This window comes from Paracoccus thiocyanatus (assembly GCF_900156255.1).
Lineage (GTDB): Bacteria > Pseudomonadota > Alphaproteobacteria > Rhodobacterales > Rhodobacteraceae > Paracoccus > Paracoccus thiocyanatus.
The window spans coordinates 1-2,297 of the sequence record NZ_FTMK01000055.1; the positions used below are offsets into that span (position 1 = coordinate 1).

A 2,297-nucleotide genomic window follows, 5' to 3' on the forward strand; every position below is an offset into this window, starting at 1 on the left:
GACGGTCACCCGCAAAGCGGTATCGAAGACCTCATGCCATGGCGCTTCAACCAGCCGTCAAGCCTCGCAGCATAGGGCCGCAACGTCGCGCTTACGTTTATTTACGAAAGGCGGATAGTGAAATTGCGTGGCACAGCCCACCGGGTCCGTCCCGTAGGTCAGAAGGCCGATTATACTTGAAACGGGCAAAACTGCCCAGGAATGGAGATTCGAAATGTCCAGCATTCTGACCAATAATGGCGCAATGGTTGCGCTTCAGACCCTCAAGGGGATCAACGCCAACCTGACCAAGGCGCAAAACGAGATTTCGACCGGCAAGAAGGTCGCCAACGCACAGGACAATGCCGCCGTCTGGTCGATCTCGAAGGTGATGGAGGCAGATCAGTCAACCTTCAAGACGCTCCAAAGCAACCTGAACCTTGCCCATTCCGTGGTTTCGACCGCTCGGGACGGCGCCGAGGATATCCATCAACACTTGATGAAGATGCGGGATCTGGCCGCCAGCGCCGGCAGCGACGCAAACGATTTTGGAACCGTCAACGACCAGATTGTCAGGATGAAGGAGCAAATCGTCTCGATCATCGACGCCACCCAGATGAATGGGGTCAACCTGCTCAAGACGAACCCCATTGGCACGGCGACGTCTTTCTCGGTACTGTCTTCTCTGGACCGCACATCTGGCACGGTGGCTACCACCTCGCAGTCGATCACCGTGGATTCGGTGGACTTCGAAGGCGATATCGAAGCAGCGACGATCACGACAATCACCGACAGCACAACCGCAAAAACCGCTATCTCCGAGATCGAAGCGCTGATCGACATCGCCAACACGGGCGCCACCAAGCTCGGCAATGCCGCACAACGGATCAGCGATCAGTCCAACTTTGTGGGCGAGCTTGCCGATTCGCTTACGCGCGGGATCAGCGCCCTGGTCGATGCCGACATGGAGGAAGCCTCGGCGCGCTTGCAGGCCCTGCAAACCCAGCAGCAACTTGGCGTCCAGGCCCTGTCGATCGCCAACCAGGCGCCGCAAACGATCCTGTCGCTGTTCCGCTGATCAAAGGGGCGCCCCGCGGGGCGCCCTTTCACTGACGCAAAGGTCTAGAATGGGTCTCTCATCGTGAGTTTCATACAAGCACAATACAATGTCGGCAACTTTGGCTCCGAGCACGTCCGGACCGCCAAAGATAGCGAGTATAGGGCCTTTTCACACATCACGCAGAAGTTGACCAACGCCGGGAAAAGTGGCGATACTCGGGCAATGATAGAGGCCGCAGCTGCAAATAACGAGCTTTGGACGACGCTTGCGGCGGACCTCGCGCATCCAGGGAATAAGCTGCCCCCGGAGGTAAAGGCCGGGCTGCTTTCCCTCGCTTTTTTTTCCATCAAGCAGGGGCGGCGAATCTTGCAAGGCAGCTCTTCCCCCGACGCGCTCATAGACATTAACGTCAAAATCATGAAAGGCCTGCGGGGTGAAGGAAGCTCATGACCGGCCTTGTTCTGAAGCTCGCACCCAAGGAAAGGGTGCTCGTCAACGGCGTGGTGATTGAAAATGGGGATCGTCGCTCTCGGATCTCCATCATCACACCGAACGCGCATGTTCTCAGATTGAAGGACGCGATCCATCCCGATTCTGCCAACACACCTGTTTCTCGGCTTTGCTATATCTGTCAACTCCTTCTCATTGGAGATGCCGATATCGCCGAGGGGCGGCGGCAGGTAATTTTGGGAATAGAGCAACTTTCGCAGATTCTTCCAGATACCGACAGCCAAGGTTTGCTGGGGTTGGCGTCCAATGCAGTCATCGAAGGTGATTTCTATAGAGCGTTCAAGAAGCTCAGGGCACTTCTTCCCCGTGAAGCCCGTTTGATCGCAATAGGGAAACCATGAGCTACAATGTGCAGGTTGGGACCGGCGGCTACACCGGTTGGAAGATTCTGGAACGCACGATGGAAAGACAGCGCGACGTCTTTTCGCAGAACTATGCCGTAAGATCCTATAAGGACTACTTTTCGAATAAATTCCCCGAAGTGGCGACTGCAGAGCAGCTGGTCGCGGATTACAAGCTGCTGACAGTAGCGTTACGGGCATTCGGCTTGGAGTCCGACATAAACAACAAATTCTTTATAAGAAAAATTCTGGAGTCTGACCCCGATGACAGCACCAGCCTAGTCAACAGGCTTGCTGATAAACGATATCTTAAGCTGAATCAAGCGCTTGCCTTTCACGACACCCCCGATGAACGCGAGAAAAAACTCGAACCCCTGTCGATCATCGAAAAATTCGAGATCAGATCA

General features: G+C 55.1%; 4 protein-coding genes. All 4 read left to right on the top strand.

All coding sequences use genetic code 11. The features are described 5' to 3' along the window. Nucleotides 1-214: 214 nt before the first annotated feature. Entirely contained in the window at nt 215-1,057 is an 843-nt protein-coding gene (locus tag F3H32_RS17570; protein WP_149766939.1) for a flagellin N-terminal helical domain-containing protein, read from the top strand. Nucleotides 1,058-1,120: 63 nt separating this feature from the next. Further along, the gene (locus tag F3H32_RS17575; RefSeq protein ID WP_188128718.1) at nt 1,121-1,489 is read left to right on the top strand and encodes a flagellar biosynthesis regulator FlaF; all 369 of its coding nucleotides are present in this window, start codon (nt 1,121-1,123) and stop codon (nt 1,487-1,489) included. After that, a complete protein-coding gene (gene flbT, locus F3H32_RS17580) occupies nt 1,486-1,890 on the top strand; it encodes a flagellar biosynthesis repressor FlbT (RefSeq protein ID WP_149766941.1) in 405 nt (134 codons plus the stop codon). Before F3H32_RS17575 ends, flbT begins: the two co-directional genes overlap by 4 nt. Then, nucleotides 1,887-2,297: DUF1217 domain-containing protein (locus tag F3H32_RS17585; protein ID WP_149766942.1), on the top strand; the 411-nt coding region annotated here is incomplete at its 3' end. The genes flbT and F3H32_RS17585, both read left to right, overlap by 4 nt.